The following is a 13,603-nucleotide window of genomic DNA, read 5'->3' on the forward strand; positions in this document are numbered from 1 at the left end:
GACTAAGGCGCCGCGCTCGGCTAAGGGCGCGCCTCCTTTCAGGCTGGTCGGAACCAGCCATAGCCGGAGCGTTCCCCATGAAGACCGATACCCATCCCGACTACCACATGATCAAGGTCCAGATGACCGACGGCACCGTGTTCGAGACGCGCTCGACCTGGGGCAAGGAGGGCGACACGATGCAGCTCGACATCGATCCGCTGGCGCATCCGGCCTGGACCGGTGGTCGCGGTACGATGCTCGATGCCGGTGGCCAGGTCGCGCGCTTCAACAAGCGCTTCGGTGGCGGTCTCACGCTCCGCAAGTGACCGACCGCGCGTCGTTAACGGCGCGTTAGGGTGGCGGACGTACACGTCTCTCCTGTCACATGAGAGGACGCGATGTTCGCCGCCGAATTCCAGCCAGTCCAGGATCAAGGCCGCCGCCGCTCCGCCCGCGCCCCGGTCGCGCTGGAGGCCAAGGTGGGCGGCGACGGTCTTGAGCGCACGCTGTGCAAGGTCATCGACGTGTCGATCCATGGCGCGCGGATCCAGACCTATTCGGCTCTCAAGCGCGGCGCGATGATCTGGCTGACCTTGCCCTTGATCGGTGCGGTGGCGGCCGACGTGATGTGGGCCGACGACTTCAACGCCGGCTGCCAGTTCCGCGCGCCGCTGGATCTCGCCGCGTTCGAAACGCTGACCGAGAGGCACCCGGTATCGTGATCCGATCGGCGGAACGGGTGGGATTCGAACCCACGGTGGGCTTGCACCCACGGCGGTTTTCAAGACCGCTGCCTTAAACCACTCGGCCACCGTTCCTCGGCTGCTCCGATAGGCGCCTCGCGCCGGTCTGTGCAAGCGCTGCGACGATGCGGGGTTCCGGCATCCGTGCCACTGTGCCACTCTCGTTCGCATGGGTGGGATGAAACGGATCGATATGGCGTTGCGGGCATTCGGCACGGCCTTGGCGCTGATGCTGGCGGGGCCGGCCTGCGCACAGGAACCGGCTACCAGCCAGGACAACGGCTTCCAGGATTATCTCTCGGTGCTCCGCACCCAGGCGCTTGCGCAAGGCGTGTCGCGCCAGACCGCCGATGCCGTGTTTCCGACGCTGACGCTCAACCAGCGGGTGGTCGATCTCGATCGCCAGCAACCGGGTAGCGACGTGAACGGCCCGGTATCGATGTTCGCGCCCTATCGGACGCAGCATGTCGACGCTGCCCGCATCGCGCGCGGCCAGAGCGTCTATCGCGCGCAGCGATGGCGGCTCCAGACGATCGAGCGCGAGACGGGCGTTCCCGAATCGATCATGGTCGCGATCTGGGGGCATGAGACGAACTACGGCGCCTATACGGGCAATTTCGACCTCCTCCGGTCGCTCGCCAGCCTGGCCTATGACGGACGGCGCCGGCCTTTGTTCGCCGGCGAGTTCATCGCCGCGCTCAAGATGATCGATCGCGGCGTACCGCGCGAACGGCTGAAGGGCAGTTGGGCGGGTGCGACCGGCAATCCGCAGTTCCTGCCTTCGGTGTATTTGCGCGTCGGCCGCGACGGCGATGGCGATGGCCGGGTCGACATCTGGAACAGCGAGGCGGACACGCTGGCATCGATCGGCAATTACTTCGTCGATGCCGGTTGGCGCACGGGGCAGCCCTGGGGCATCGCCGTGACGGTGCCGGGCGGGTTCGATCGGTCTCAGGTCGCCAATCGGCTGGTCTCGCCGCGCTGCCCACGCGTGTTCGCGCGCGCCAGCGGCTGGCGGACGATGGCCGAATGGCGGGCGCTCGGGATCGCGCCTCAATCGGGTATCTGGCCCGGCGACCATGTGATGGCGACCCTATTCGAGCCCGATGGCCCGGGTGCCACGGCCTATCTGCTCACCAGCAACTACCGCGTGATCCTCGATTACAACTGCTCGAATTTCTACGCGCTGTCGGTGGGGCTGCTCGCCGACGCCGTCGCGCGCTAACGCGTGACGGCGGGTTCTTCGAAGGTTATGGCGGCCTTGGCCATTCGCCGCCAATCCCATCGCTTCTCCAAACGCCACGGACCCGACCCCATGAACAAGCTGATCGCCGCCCCCGTTATCGCCGCGTTGCTGGCCGTGCCCACGATGGCGGCGGCACCGCAGTTTCAGACGCCGGCGCCGATCGCCTATCTGCAGGACCTGTCGTCGGGCGCGGTGCTCTACAGCCGCGATGCGGACAAGCGCATGCCGCCCGCCTCGATGGCCAAGATGATGACGGTCTATGTCGCGTTCGACATGATCCGCAAAGGCGAACTGAAGCTCGACCAGACTTTCCCGGTCCGCCCGGAGACATGGGCGAAGTGGCATGGGCCCAAAGCCGGATCGACGATGTTCCTGGCGACCGGCGAGAATGTCAGCGTCGAGAATCTTCTGAAGGGCATCGTCACGCTGTCGGGCAACGACGCCTGCGTCGTGCTCGCCGAGGGGATTTCGGGCACCGAGGAAGGTTTTGTCAGCCGCATGAACGACAGCGCGAAGCAGCTCGGTCTGACGAACAGCCATTTCGGCACCGCCAATGGCTGGCCCGACAATGGCGTGACCTATGTGACGGCGCGCGACCTCGCCAAGCTGGCATCCGCGACGATCACGAACTTTCCCGACCTCTACAAGAAGTTCTACTCCCTTCCCAATTTCACTTGGGGCAAGACGCTCGGCGCCGGCACGGACATCACGCAGGCCAATCGTGATCCGCTGCTCGGCCGCGTCGCCGGGGCCGACGGCCTGAAGACCGGGCATACCGACGAAGCGGGCTATGGCTTCACCGGCTCCGCCCAGCAAAACGGTCGCCGCCTCGTGATGGTGATGGCCGGGCTGTCGAGCTTCAACCAGCGAATCGAGGAGTCGGTTCGCTTCATGGAGTGGGGGTTCCGCGCCTGGCAGGCCAAGCCGCTGGTCGCCAAGGGCCGAAAGGTCGAAACCGCCGAGGTTCAACTCGGCGACTCCGCCACGGTGGGGCTCGTTGCGGCGAACGCCTTGACGGTCACGCTGCCCGCCGGCGCGGTGCCGGTGATGCAGGCCAAGGTCGTGTACGAAGGTCCGATCAAGGCGCCGATCAAGGCCGGGCAGCACATCGCGGATCTGGTCGTGTCGTCGCCAGACGTGCCCGAACAGCGGCTGCCGCTCGTCGCCGACAAGGATGTCGCGGCCGCCGGGTTCTTCGGCCGTGCGTGGGCGGGGCTGAAGTCGTTCCTGTGACGCCGTGACGCCGATCTACGGCAATGCCCCGGCGCACGCGGCCTTTGCGGCGGCGTCACGGGGCGGAACGCTCCATCACGCATGGTTGTTCGCCGGCTCCGAGGGCGTCGGCAAGGCGCGATACGCGCGCGAGGCGGCGATCCGGATGCTCGGCGAGGCGGCGGGCGAGGGGGCGCCGATGCCGCGTACCCGCGCCTTGGTCGATGCAGGATCGCACCCCGATTTCCGCGTCCTTTCCCGGCTTCCCAAAGATGCGGAAAAGCCGGATCAGGATCTCGCGCGGAGCGTCACGATCGCGCAGGTGCGCACGTTGCAGCCGCTGTTCGCGACCGCACCATCGATGAGTTCGCGGCGTGTGGTGTTGATCGATTCGATCGACGATCTCGAACGCGGCGGTGCCAACGCGCTGCTCAAGAATCTGGAGGAGCCGCCCGCCGGAACGATCTTCCTGCTCGTCAGCCATGCGCCCGGTCGCTTGTTGCCGACGATCCGCTCGCGCTGCCGGCTGCTCCGCTTCGAACGGCTGTCGGACGAGGATGTCGCCGCGGCGATTCGTGAGCTCCGCCCCGAGGCGGAGGACGCCGAGGTGGAGGCGCTGGTGCGGGCGGCGGACGGCGCGCCGGGCAAGGCGCTGCGCTATGCTGGGCTGGATATCGCCGGCCTGGACGCCGCGATCGCCGGTCTCGCGGAGGGAGATCCGAACAACGCGCGCCGGGCGGCGCTGGCCAAGGCGCTGGCCGGGAAAGCGGCCGCGCCACGTTATGCCGCCTTCCTCGAACGCGTTCCGAGCTTCATCGCCCGAACCGCAAGGCAGCGCACCGGGCCCGCGCTCGCCGATGCCATCGCCGCGCATGCCAAGGTGCGCGAGATCGCCGGCGCCGCGATCGGGCTGTCGCTCGATCCGCAAGCCACCATATTCGAAATCGGCGGCATCGTCGCCGGGCTTCACCTGAAGGATCCGATTGGTTAGGGCATCGGCATGGCCGAACCCTATTACATCACCACCGCGATCAGCTATCCCAACGGCCGCCCGCATATTGGCCACGCCTATGAGGCGATCGCCGCCGATGCCATCGCCCGCTTCCAGCGCCAGGCCGGGCGCGACGTCCGCTTCCAGACCGGCACCGACGAACACGGCCTCAAGATGGTTCAGGCCGCGCGGGGCGCGGGCGTGGAAGTCCGTGCTTTGGCGGACGAAATGTCTTCGCATTTCAAGGCGATGTGCGACGCGCTGGATATCTCCTATGACCGGTTCCTGCGCACCACCGAGCCCGGCCATCACCGCGCGAGCCAAGCGCTTTGGAGCGCGATGGCGGAGAAGGGCGATCTTTATCCCAGCCGCTACGAAGGCTGGTATTCGGTGCGCGACGAGGCGTTCTACGACGAAAAGGAGCTGATCGGCGAGGGGGACGCGCGCCTGTCGCCACAGGGCACGCCGGTCGAATGGACGAAGGAAGAAAGCTGGTTCTTCCGCCTCTCCGCCTATCAACAGCCGCTGCTCGACCATTTCGCCGCGAACCCCGATTTCATCCGGCCGGAGAGCCGCCGCAACGAGGTGATCCGCTTCGTGGAAGGGGGCCTGTCCGATCTGTCCATCTCGCGCACCAGCTTCGACTGGGGCGTGCCGGTTCCCGGTGCCGACGGCCATGTGATGTATGTGTGGGTCGATGCGCTCACCAATTATCTGTCCGGGCTGGGCTATCCCGATGCGGCTGCGGAATGGCGCTATTGGCCCGCCGACCTCCATCTGATCGGCAAGGACATCGTGCGCTTCCATGCCGTCTATTGGCCGGCATTTCTGATGTCGGCCGGCATCGCCTTGCCCAAGCAGGTCTTCGGCCATGGTTTCCTGCTTCATCGCGGCGAGAAGATGTCGAAGTCGCTCGGCAATGTGGTGGCTCCCGGCGAGCTGGCCGAGGCATTCGGCGTCGATGCGCTGCGATACTTCCTGCTGCGCGATGTGAGCTTCGGGCAGGACGGATCCTATTCGGCCGAGGCGATCGTCACGCGCGTGAATGCCGAGCTGGCCAACAGCTTCGGTAATCTGGCGCAGCGAACGCTGTCGTTCGTCGCCAAGAATCTGGACGGCGCGTTCCCCGCGCCGGGGCGCAGCGATCCGGCCGATGCGATGCTGATCGAGGAGGTCGTCGTGGCATGTGCGGCGCTCCAATCCGCGTTCGAGGATCTCGCGCTCGCGCAAGGCATCGAGGCCTGGATGCGCGGCGTGTTCGCCTGCAACCAATATATCGATGCGCAGGCGCCCTGGGCGTTGCGCAAGACCGATCCCGAGCGGATGCACGCCGTGCTCGGCACGCTGATCCGGGCGATCCGCATGCTCGCGATCGCGATCCTGCCGGTGGTACCCGGATCGGCCGCGCGGATGCTCGATCAGATCGGCGCCGACCAGCGCGACCATGCCGCGATCGACGATGACCGCTGGTACGATCGGGTGGCCGCGACCCACCGGATCGCCCCGCCGAGCCCGATCTTCCCCCGGCTCGAACTTCCGGTGGAGGCCGGCTGATGCTCGCCGACAGCCACTGCCACCTCAATTACGAGGGTGTCTTCGAACAGCAGCAGGCGGTGCTCGAACGCGCGCGCGCGCGCGGCGTGACCGCCATGCTCAACATCGCCACCCGGGAGAGCGAATGGGATGCGGTGCTCGCCACTGCCATGCGCGAGCCGGACGTCTGGGCGACGATCGGCATCCATCCCAATGAGGCCGACGCGCACCCGGATGTGGGCGTCGCACGGTTGATCGAACGCGCACGGCAGCCCCGCGTGGTGGGGCTGGGCGAAACGGGCCTCGACTATCATTACGAACGGTCCGACCGCGTACGCCAGCAGGCGAGCTTTCGCGCGCACATCGCGGCCGCCCGCGAGACGGGGCTGCCGATCGTCGTGCACACCCGCGATGCCGAGGAGGATACCGCCGCGATCCTGACCGAGGAAATGGGGAAGGGGCGCTTCGGCGGGGTGATCCATTGCTTCACCGCGAGCGGCGCATTCGCCGATCACGCCCTGGCGCTGGGCTTCTACATTTCGATCTCGGGGATCGTGACGTTCAAGAACGCGCGCGATATTCAGGACACCGCCGCACGGTTGCCGATCGACCGGCTGCTGATCGAAACCGACGCGCCGTTTCTCGCGCCCGTGCCGCATCGCGGGAAGCCGGGCGAGCCGGGCTTCGTCGCCGATACCGCGGCCTTCCTCGCAAAGCTGCGGGGGGAAGATGCTGAAACGTTAGCCACGCGCACGGCGGAGAATTTCCACACGCTCTTCGCCCGGACGCGCGCATGAAGGTCCGCATCCTCGGCTCGGGCACATCGTCCGGTGTGCCGCGGATCGGCAATGATTGGGGTGAATGCGATCCGGCCGAGCCGCGCAATCGCCGGACGCGGGCGTCGCTGCTGGTGGAGCATGACGGCACGACGATCCTCGTCGACACCGGGCCCGACATGCGCGAGCAGCTGCTGGCGGCCGATGTGGCGCGGATCGACGCGGTGATCTGGACACACGATCACGCCGATCACTGCCATGGCATCGATGATCTGCGGCAGGTCTATCACGCGATGGGCCATCCGGTGCGCGGCTATGCGCGGGCCGAGGTGCTGGATGCGATCACGGCACGCTTCGCCTATGCGTTTGCCGGGCGCGCGGGCTATCCGCCGACGATCGCGGCGGCGATCTTGCCGGACATGCTGACGATCGGCGGGATCACGGTGCGTGTGGTGGATCAGCCACATGGCAATATCCGCTCGGCAGGATTGCGCTTCGAGGCCGGTGGCGCGGCCGTCGGATATGCGACCGATTTCAGCCACGTGACGCCCGAGATGGCGACGCTGTATGAAGGGCTTGACGTCTGGATCGCCGATGCGCTCCGCCGCCGGCCCCATCCGACGCATGCGAACCTCAAAACGGTGCTCGAATGGGTCGAGCGGCTGCGCCCGGATCGAACCGCGCTGATCCATATGGATCAGACGATGGATAATGCGACGCTGGCGGTGGAACTGCCGGGGGGGATCGAACCGGGCTATGACGGACTGACGTTCGACCTCGATCGATAGACCCGTAACTTACATAATGTATATTATCGGTTTTGGAGATGCGACATGATCGAGCGGCTCGTGGATATCATGTCGCGTCTGCGTGACCCCCTGAATGGTTGCGAATGGGATCGCGTGCAGACCTGGGCGACGATCGCGCCTTACACGATCGAGGAAGCCTATGAAGTCGCGGATGCGATCGCGCGTGACGATGCCGCCGATCTGAAGGACGAACTCGGCGACCTCCTGCTCCAGGTGGTGTTCCACAGTCGCATCGCCGAAGAAGCCGAGCTGTTTTCCCTCGCCGACGTCGCCGCTGCGATCAGCGACAAGATGGAGCGCCGCCACCCGCATATCTTCGGCGGCGCGACCACATCGCCCGGTTGGGAGACGATCAAAGCCACCGAACGGGCCGGTAAGGCCGATGCCAGCGCGCTGGCGGGCGTGGCGATCGGCCTGCCTGCCTTGTCTCGCGCCGAAAAGTTGCAAAAGCGTGCCGCACGGGTCGGTTTCGATTGGCCCGAAGCCGACGGCCCGCGCGGCAAGGTGATCGAGGAAATCGCCGAGATCGACGAAGCACCGGCGGAAACGATCGAGGAAGAGTTCGGCGATCTGCTCTTCGCGGTCGTGAACTGGGCGCGGCATCGCGGCATCGATCCCGAAGCGGCACTGCGCGCGGGCAACGCGAAGTTCGAGCGCCGCTTCCGCGCGATCGAGGCCGATGGCGGCAAGGATTTCGCCGCGCTCGACCTCGATGCGAAGGAAGCACTCTGGCAGGCCGTCAAGCGCCGCGGCGGCTGAAGCGATCGAAATCGGCGTCCGACATCCGCACGGTGTACGTCGCCTTCAGGTCATCGGCGCTCTGATCGATCACCTTGCCATGCGCGTGCAGCCACGCCGCCGCGGCACCGTCGCCAGCGTCGAGTTCGATCGTGTAACGTCGGTGCGCACCCGTCAGCTTGGCCGCGACGCGCTCGATCAGCGCGGGCACCCCTTCCCCGCTCAACGCCGAGATCGCGATGAGATCGGGATCGCGGTCGGCCTTGGCGACCGCGGCCTGATGCTCCTCGGGCGGCAGCAGGTCGAGCTTGTTCCACACTTCGAAGCGCGGCGTCTGTTCGTCGACACCGAGTTCGGTCAGCACCGTCTCGACATCGGCCCGCTGCGCCTCCGTGTCGGGATGCGCGATGTCGCGGACATGGATCAGCAGGTCGGCCGACACCACCTCTTCGAGCGTCGCCTTGAACGCGGCGACGAGTTGGGTCGGCAGGTCGGATACGAAGCCCACCGTGTCGGACAGGATCGCCTTGTCGATCCCCGGCAAATGGATCTGGCGCAGCGTCGGGTCGAGCGTGGCGAACAGCAGGTTTTCGGCCATGACGTCGGCGCCCGTCAGCCGGTTGAACAGCGTCGACTTTCCGGCATTGGTATAGCCCACGAGCGCGATCACCGGCCAGGGCGCGCGCTGGCGCCGGTCGCGATGAAGGCCGCGCGTGCGGCTCACCTGATCGAGTTCGCGGCGCAATTTGGCCATGCGATCTCGGATCAGGCGACGATCGGCCTCGATCTGGGTCTCACCGGGGCCGCCGAGGAAGCCGAAGCCGCCGCGCTGGCGCTCGAGATGGGTCCAGCTGCGCACCAGCCGCCCCGCCTGATAATCCAGATGCGCCAGCTCGACCTGCAGTCGCCCCTCGGCCGTGGCCGCGCGTTCGCCGAAGATTTCGAGGATCAACCCGGTTCGGTCGATCACCTTGGTCTTCAGGATGGTCTCGAGATTGCGCTGCTGGATCGGCGACAGGCTGGCATCGAAGACGACGAGCCCCGCTTCTTCCTGCTGGACCTCGACGGCGAGCAGGTCGGCCTGACCGCTGCCGATCAGCGTCGCCGCACGCGGCGCACGGACGCGATAGGCGATCTTTTCGGTGACCTCGACCCCGATCGCGGCCGCCAGCCCCGCGGTTTCCTCAAGCCGTGCGCCCGCGTCGCGCAGTGGATCGCCCTGATCGGGCAACACGACGATGGCGCGCGTACCCCGCGCAAACTCGTCCCGATCGCGTTCGAAACCCGTACTCAATCCTCGTCCGAACCGGTCGCTTCTTCGGCCAGGTTCAACGGCTGCGAAGGCTGGATGGTCGAAACCGCATGCTTGTAGACGAGCTGCGCGAGCCCCTCGCGCTGCAACAGCATACAGAACAGGTCGAAGCCCGCGATATAGCCCTGGAGCATCACGCCGTTGACGAGGAACATCGTCACGCTCGCATCGGACTTTCGCACCGCGTTCAGGAAGATTTCCTGAAGCAGCGGGTTCTTCTTCTGCCCCTCCGCAGCGCTCTCGACGATGGCGGCGATATCCATCGCGCCGGACGGCATGATGGTGGAGATGGCGTGCTTGTAGATGAGTTGCGACTGCCCGTCGCGGCGCAGCAGCACGGAAAAATTATCGAACCAGGTCACGATCCCCTGGAGCTTCACGCCCTTCACGAGGAACATCGTGACGGGGCTCTTGGATCGGCGGAGCGCGTTGAGGAATTGATCCTGAAGCGATCCCGGTTTCTCGGCCATGCTTAGCCCTTTGTTCTTGGCGGGATGTTTCCCGCGATAGCGCCGTTCCTCGGCGTCGGAGTTGCGCCCGTTACGGGCGACGCGCGGTATTTATGGTCGGCGAGGCGCTTCGTCCACCCCGACGCCCTCAATCGTCACGCGTTTCGGTGATGCCGAGCAGCTTCAGTTTGCGGTGAAGCGCGGATCGCTCCATCCCGATGAAGCTCGCAGTTCGGGAGATATTGCCCGAGAAGCGCCGGATCTGCACCCGCAGATATTCGCGTTCGAACGTCTCGCGGGCTTCGCGCAGCGGCGTGCCCATGATCGCGCCCGAGCCGCCGCCGCCGCCACTCGCCTGTTCTCCCAGAACCTCGGCGGGCAGCATGTCGAGGTCGATCCGGCCGACCCGGTCGCCCGGCGCGAGGATGATCGTCCGCTCCACCACGTTGCGCAACTGGCGGACATTGCCCGGCCAATCATAGGATTGCATCGCCACCACCGCATCGGGCGCGATCTCCGGCGTCGGCACGCGACGTTCCGAGGCGTAATGCGCGAGAAAATGCGCGACGAGCGCGGGGATGTCTTCGCGCCGGTCGGCCAGCGGCGGGATGACGACGGGCACGACGTTGAGCCGGTAATAGAGATCTTCGCGAAACCGCCCGGCGGCGATTTCTTCGACCAGATCGCGCGCGGTGGCAGAGACGACGCGCACATCGACCTTCACCGTGCGCGTACCCCCGACCCGGCTGAAGCTCTGGTCGGTCAACACGCGCAGGATCCGCGCCTGCGTCGCGATGGGCATGTCGGCGATCTCGTCGAGGAACAGCGTGCCGCCATGCGCCTGCTCGAAAAGGCCGGGGCGCACGAGATCGCCGCTTTCCTCGACGCCGAACAGCTCCTCGTCGACCCGTTCGGGCGTCATCCGCGCCGCGCTGACGATCACGAACGGCGCGCTCACGCGCTGGCTCCAGCCGTGGAGCAGGCGGGCGGCGACCTCCTTGCCGACGCCGGCGCCGCCCATCAGCAGCACGCGGCTGCCCGTTCCCGCCACCCGCTTCAACGTCGCGCGAACGCCGTTGATGGCGCCCGAACTGCCGGTCAGATCATCCTCGCGGCCCACACTGGCGCGCAACGACGCGACTTCGCGTTTCAGTCGCTCGGTCTCGGTGGCGCGTTCCACCATCAGCAGCAGGCGTTCGGCCTCGAACGGCTTTTCGATGAAATCGACCGCGCCGCGCCGGATCGCGGCCACCGCCGTGTCGATGCTGCCATGGCCCGAGATCACCAGCACCGGGATCGAGGGATCGCGCCGCTTGATCTCCTCCAGCAGTTCGAGCCCGTCGAGCCGCGATCCCTGAAGCCACACATCCAGCAGCACGAGCGAGGGCCGCCGTACGGCGATGGCTTCCAGCGCGGAGTCGCTGTCGCCGGCGGAACGCGTGCCATAGCCCTCGTCCTCCAGCACGCCGGCGACGAGCTCGCGGATGTCGCGTTCGTCATCCACGACGAGAATATCGAGTGCCATCAGCCCATCATCCGGTTTCGAGTAAGTGCAGCGAGCTGGCCCTCCCCTGCCAGCTCGGGCGTCGACGCCCCCTGATCGAGCGCAGCGAGTGCGGCCACGTCGAACATCATCGTGACGACCGTGCCGCCGCCGGGGCGGTCCGAAAACTGGATCGTCCCATGATGTTCCTCGATGATCTTCTTGACGATCGCGAGCCCCAGCCCGGTGCCGCGCGCGCGCGTCGTCATATAGGGTTCGATGATCCGATCCCGCTCGGCAGGAAGGCCGACGCCCGAGTCCGCGACCGCGATCCCGATGCCGTGCCCGGGCTCTTCGGTGAGCGTCATCGTCACCGTGCCGCCGTCGCCGCCTTTCGCTTCGATCGCCTCGACCGCGTTCTTGACGATATTGGTCAGCGCCTGGCCGATCTGGCGCCGATCGCAAACGAGATTGGGACCGGGATCGTCGTGCACCAGCGCGAAACGGATACCGGGGTGCGCGACCTCGTGCAGGAACAGCGCCTGGCGTGCCGCATCGACCAGCGATTCCTCGCGGAATACGGGCTTGGGCATGCGCGCGAACGACGAGAATTCGTCGACCATCCGCCGCAAATCGCCCACCTGCCGAACGATCGTGTCCGTCAACCGCGTGAACGTGCCATCGTCGCCCTCGATCTTGGCGCCATAGCGGCGCTGGAGGCGTTCGGCCGCCAGCTGGATCGGCGTCAGCGGATTCTTGATCTCGTGCGCGATCCGCCGGGCGACGTCGGACCAGGCGGCCCGCCGCTGATCGAGCAATTGCTGCGTGATATCGTCGAAGGTGAGGATCGGCCCGGCGTCCGTCCGGGCGATCCGCACTGCAAGCGTTCGGGCCTCGGCACCCTCCCCCACCTGGACGATTGCTTCGCGCGCACCTTCCACGATCAGCGCGCCGAGTTCGGGTGCGCGTGCCGCCAGCGGCTGTCCGGCAAGCCCGTCATCGCCGGCGTGGAGCAAGGCCGCGGCCGAACTGTTCGCGATCCTCACGATTCCATCGGGCGTCGTGGCGATCACCCCCGCCGACACGCCGCTCATCACGGCTTCGATCAGCGCGCGACGGCTGTCGAGCTGATCATTGGCGGTCACGAGCGCGGTGTTCTGCTCCTGAAGTCGCCCCGTCATCTGGTTGAACGCCTTGGCGAGCGTGCCGACTTCATCACGCGTGCGGGGATCGGGCACGCGCGCGGTAAGGTCCCCGCCTTCCACACGCCGCGCGGCGTCGACCAGTTCGCCGACGGGACGGACGAGTCGATCCGCCACGGTAAGCGCGACCCACACGGCAATCCCTACGATCAGCAGCGATCCCAGCAACAGCGCGCCGTTGAACTGAAGCTGCAGGCTCCGCGACCGTGACTGGAGCGAATCATAATCCGCGAGGATCGCGTTGCCCCGCCGCAATTGCGAGGCGAGCTGCTCGTCGAATACCCGCGCCGCATAGAGATAGGTCCGCGTGCCATAGGCTAGCGGCACCAGCACGCCGATCCGCCCGGAAGGCTGTACTACCAGGAAGGGCGCACCATGATCGACCAGATCCATCATTTCCGGCGTCACGATGTTGCTGAGCGGCCTTCCATACGGGTTGAGCACGGCAAGCGGATTGCGTTCGCCGCGCTTGAGGATCATCGCCTCTGACAGATTGCGCTGGAACGTCTGCAAGAACAGATGCTGCTGAAATTTCAGGCTGTCGATCGGCAGGTCACGCAGATCGAGCGCGACATCGTTGCCCATCGCTCGGGTCTCGCTCGTCACGCGCGCGACCTCTGCGCGGTAATTTTCGCGCACGAGCGTCGAGGCGTTCTGAAGCATACCCCGCGCGCGATCCGACGACCAGAATTCCACCCCATATTGGAAGAGCAGCGACGCAAAGATCGTCACTAGGATCATCGGTACGGCGGCGAGCGTCGAAAACAGCACCACCAGACGAACATGAAGCTGACCGCGCCCCCCCACTTGCGAGGCGATCGCGCGCCGATGAGCGACACGCCGGCCAAACAGCATCAGCAGCGCAACGCCGGGCACCAGATTGGCCACGAGCAACAACGCGACTAAGGGCGGCGCAAGGAGTTTCTGCGAACTGCCCGAGATGACGAAATAGCTCGCCACCGCGATCGCGCCGGCCACGCCCAGCACGATCAGCTCCAAGGCAGGCGTGATCGAGAAGCGTGCGGGCTGCTCGTCGTCGTCGATGTAGGGCGTCGCGTCGGCGATCATCGTTGCTGCGATACAACGTCGACCGTTGCCGCGAAACCACAATCTGTCGCAATCGATGC

General features: G+C 66.3%; 13 protein-coding genes and 1 tRNA gene. 9 read left to right on the forward strand and 5 right to left on the reverse strand.

Annotation, left to right across the window (positions count from 1 at the left end):
- Positions 1–77: 77 nt before the first annotated feature.
- Positions 78–308, forward strand: a complete 231-nt coding sequence (rpmE, locus tag OXQ95_RS04625) for a 50S ribosomal protein L31 (protein ID WP_242095692.1) — start codon at positions 78–80, stop codon at positions 306–308.
- Positions 309–380: 72 nt separating this feature from the next.
- On the forward strand, positions 381–704 hold the full coding sequence (locus OXQ95_RS04630) for a PilZ domain-containing protein (protein ID WP_267380217.1): 324 nt from the start codon (positions 381–383) through the stop codon (positions 702–704).
- 9 nt (positions 705–713) lie between these two features.
- Here OXQ95_RS04630 and OXQ95_RS04635 read toward each other — a convergent pair.
- Positions 714–800, reverse strand: a tRNA-Ser gene (locus OXQ95_RS04635).
- A gap of 103 nt (positions 801–903) precedes the next feature.
- Here OXQ95_RS04635 and OXQ95_RS04640 point away from each other — a divergent pair.
- The 7 genes from OXQ95_RS04640 (at position 904) to mazG (ending at position 8,051) form a co-directional block, all read left to right on the forward strand.
- Positions 904–1,950, forward strand: a complete 1,047-nt coding sequence (locus OXQ95_RS04640) for a lytic murein transglycosylase (RefSeq protein ID WP_267380218.1) — start codon at positions 904–906, stop codon at positions 1,948–1,950.
- 90 nt (positions 1,951–2,040) lie between these two features.
- A complete protein-coding gene (locus tag OXQ95_RS04645) occupies positions 2,041–3,204 on the forward strand; it encodes a D-alanyl-D-alanine carboxypeptidase family protein (RefSeq protein ID WP_242095688.1) in 1,164 nt (387 codons plus the stop codon).
- Positions 3,205–3,208: 4 nt separating this feature from the next.
- The gene (locus tag OXQ95_RS04650) at positions 3,209–4,174 is read left to right on the forward strand and encodes a DNA polymerase III subunit delta' (protein WP_267380219.1); all 966 of its coding nucleotides are present in this window, start codon (positions 3,209–3,211) and stop codon (positions 4,172–4,174) included.
- A gap of 9 nt (positions 4,175–4,183) precedes the next feature.
- Positions 4,184–5,728 carry a methionine--tRNA ligase gene (metG, locus tag OXQ95_RS04655; RefSeq protein WP_267380220.1) on the forward strand — a complete coding sequence of 515 codons (1,545 nt, stop codon included), beginning with the start codon at positions 4,184–4,186 and terminating at the stop codon, positions 5,726–5,728.
- On the forward strand, positions 5,728–6,504 hold the full coding sequence (locus OXQ95_RS04660; protein WP_267380221.1) for a TatD family hydrolase: 777 nt from the start codon (positions 5,728–5,730) through the stop codon (positions 6,502–6,504). The genes metG and OXQ95_RS04660 overlap by 1 nt, the downstream gene beginning before the upstream one ends.
- The gene (locus OXQ95_RS04665; RefSeq protein WP_267380222.1) at positions 6,501–7,271 is read left to right on the forward strand and encodes an MBL fold metallo-hydrolase; all 771 of its coding nucleotides are present in this window, start codon (positions 6,501–6,503) and stop codon (positions 7,269–7,271) included. Before OXQ95_RS04660 ends, OXQ95_RS04665 begins: the two co-directional genes overlap by 4 nt.
- A gap of 45 nt (positions 7,272–7,316) precedes the next feature.
- Positions 7,317–8,051, forward strand: coding sequence for a nucleoside triphosphate pyrophosphohydrolase (gene mazG, locus OXQ95_RS04670; protein ID WP_267380223.1), 735 nt, complete (start codon positions 7,317–7,319; stop codon positions 8,049–8,051).
- Here mazG and hflX read toward each other — a convergent pair.
- Genes hflX through OXQ95_RS04690 form a run of 4 tightly spaced genes read right to left on the reverse strand, consistent with a single transcriptional unit; the run spans position 8,032 to position 13,544 of the window.
- Positions 8,032–9,324, reverse strand: coding sequence for a GTPase HflX (gene hflX / locus OXQ95_RS04675; protein WP_267380224.1), 1,293 nt, complete (start codon positions 9,322–9,324; stop codon positions 8,032–8,034). The genes mazG and hflX overlap by 20 nt on opposite strands.
- Positions 9,321–9,902, reverse strand: a complete 582-nt coding sequence (hfq, locus tag OXQ95_RS04680) for an RNA chaperone Hfq (protein ID WP_267380660.1) — start codon at positions 9,900–9,902, stop codon at positions 9,321–9,323. Before hfq ends, hflX begins: the two co-directional genes overlap by 4 nt.
- A gap of 37 nt (positions 9,903–9,939) precedes the next feature.
- A complete protein-coding gene (locus OXQ95_RS04685; protein WP_242095680.1) occupies positions 9,940–11,316 on the reverse strand; it encodes a sigma-54 dependent transcriptional regulator in 1,377 nt (458 codons plus the stop codon).
- The gene (locus tag OXQ95_RS04690; RefSeq protein ID WP_267380225.1) at positions 11,316–13,544 is read right to left on the reverse strand and encodes an ATP-binding protein; all 2,229 of its coding nucleotides are present in this window, start codon (positions 13,542–13,544) and stop codon (positions 11,316–11,318) included. Before OXQ95_RS04690 ends, OXQ95_RS04685 begins: the two co-directional genes overlap by 1 nt.
- Between the last annotated feature and the right edge of the window lie 59 nt (positions 13,545–13,603).

This window comes from Sphingomonas sp. GC_Shp_6 (assembly GCF_026540835.1).
Lineage (GTDB): Bacteria > Pseudomonadota > Alphaproteobacteria > Sphingomonadales > Sphingomonadaceae > Sphingomonas.

Excerpts from the sequence above, each read along its gene's own strand:
- rpmE (WP_242095692.1), top strand. The coding sequence starts at position 78 with ATGAAGACCGATACCCATCCCGACTACCACATGATCAAGGTCCAGATG.
- OXQ95_RS04630 (WP_267380217.1), top strand. The coding sequence starts at position 381 with ATGTTCGCCGCCGAATTCCAGCCAGTCCAGGATCAAGGCCGCCGCCGC.
- OXQ95_RS04640 (WP_267380218.1), top strand. The coding sequence starts at position 904 with ATGAAACGGATCGATATGGCGTTGCGGGCATTCGGCACGGCCTTGGCG.
- OXQ95_RS04645 (WP_242095688.1), top strand. The coding sequence starts at position 2,041 with ATGAACAAGCTGATCGCCGCCCCCGTTATCGCCGCGTTGCTGGCCGTG.
- metG (WP_267380220.1), top strand. The coding sequence starts at position 4,184 with ATGGCCGAACCCTATTACATCACCACCGCGATCAGCTATCCCAACGGC.
- OXQ95_RS04660 (WP_267380221.1), top strand. The coding sequence starts at position 5,728 with ATGCTCGCCGACAGCCACTGCCACCTCAATTACGAGGGTGTCTTCGAA.
- OXQ95_RS04665 (WP_267380222.1), top strand. The coding sequence starts at position 6,501 with ATGAAGGTCCGCATCCTCGGCTCGGGCACATCGTCCGGTGTGCCGCGG.
- mazG (WP_267380223.1), top strand. The coding sequence starts at position 7,317 with ATGATCGAGCGGCTCGTGGATATCATGTCGCGTCTGCGTGACCCCCTG.
- OXQ95_RS04685 (WP_242095680.1), bottom strand. The coding sequence starts at position 11,316 with ATGGCACTCGATATTCTCGTCGTGGATGACGAACGCGACATCCGCGAG.
- OXQ95_RS04690 (WP_267380225.1), bottom strand. The coding sequence starts at position 13,544 with ATGATCGCCGACGCGACGCCCTACATCGACGACGACGAGCAGCCCGCA.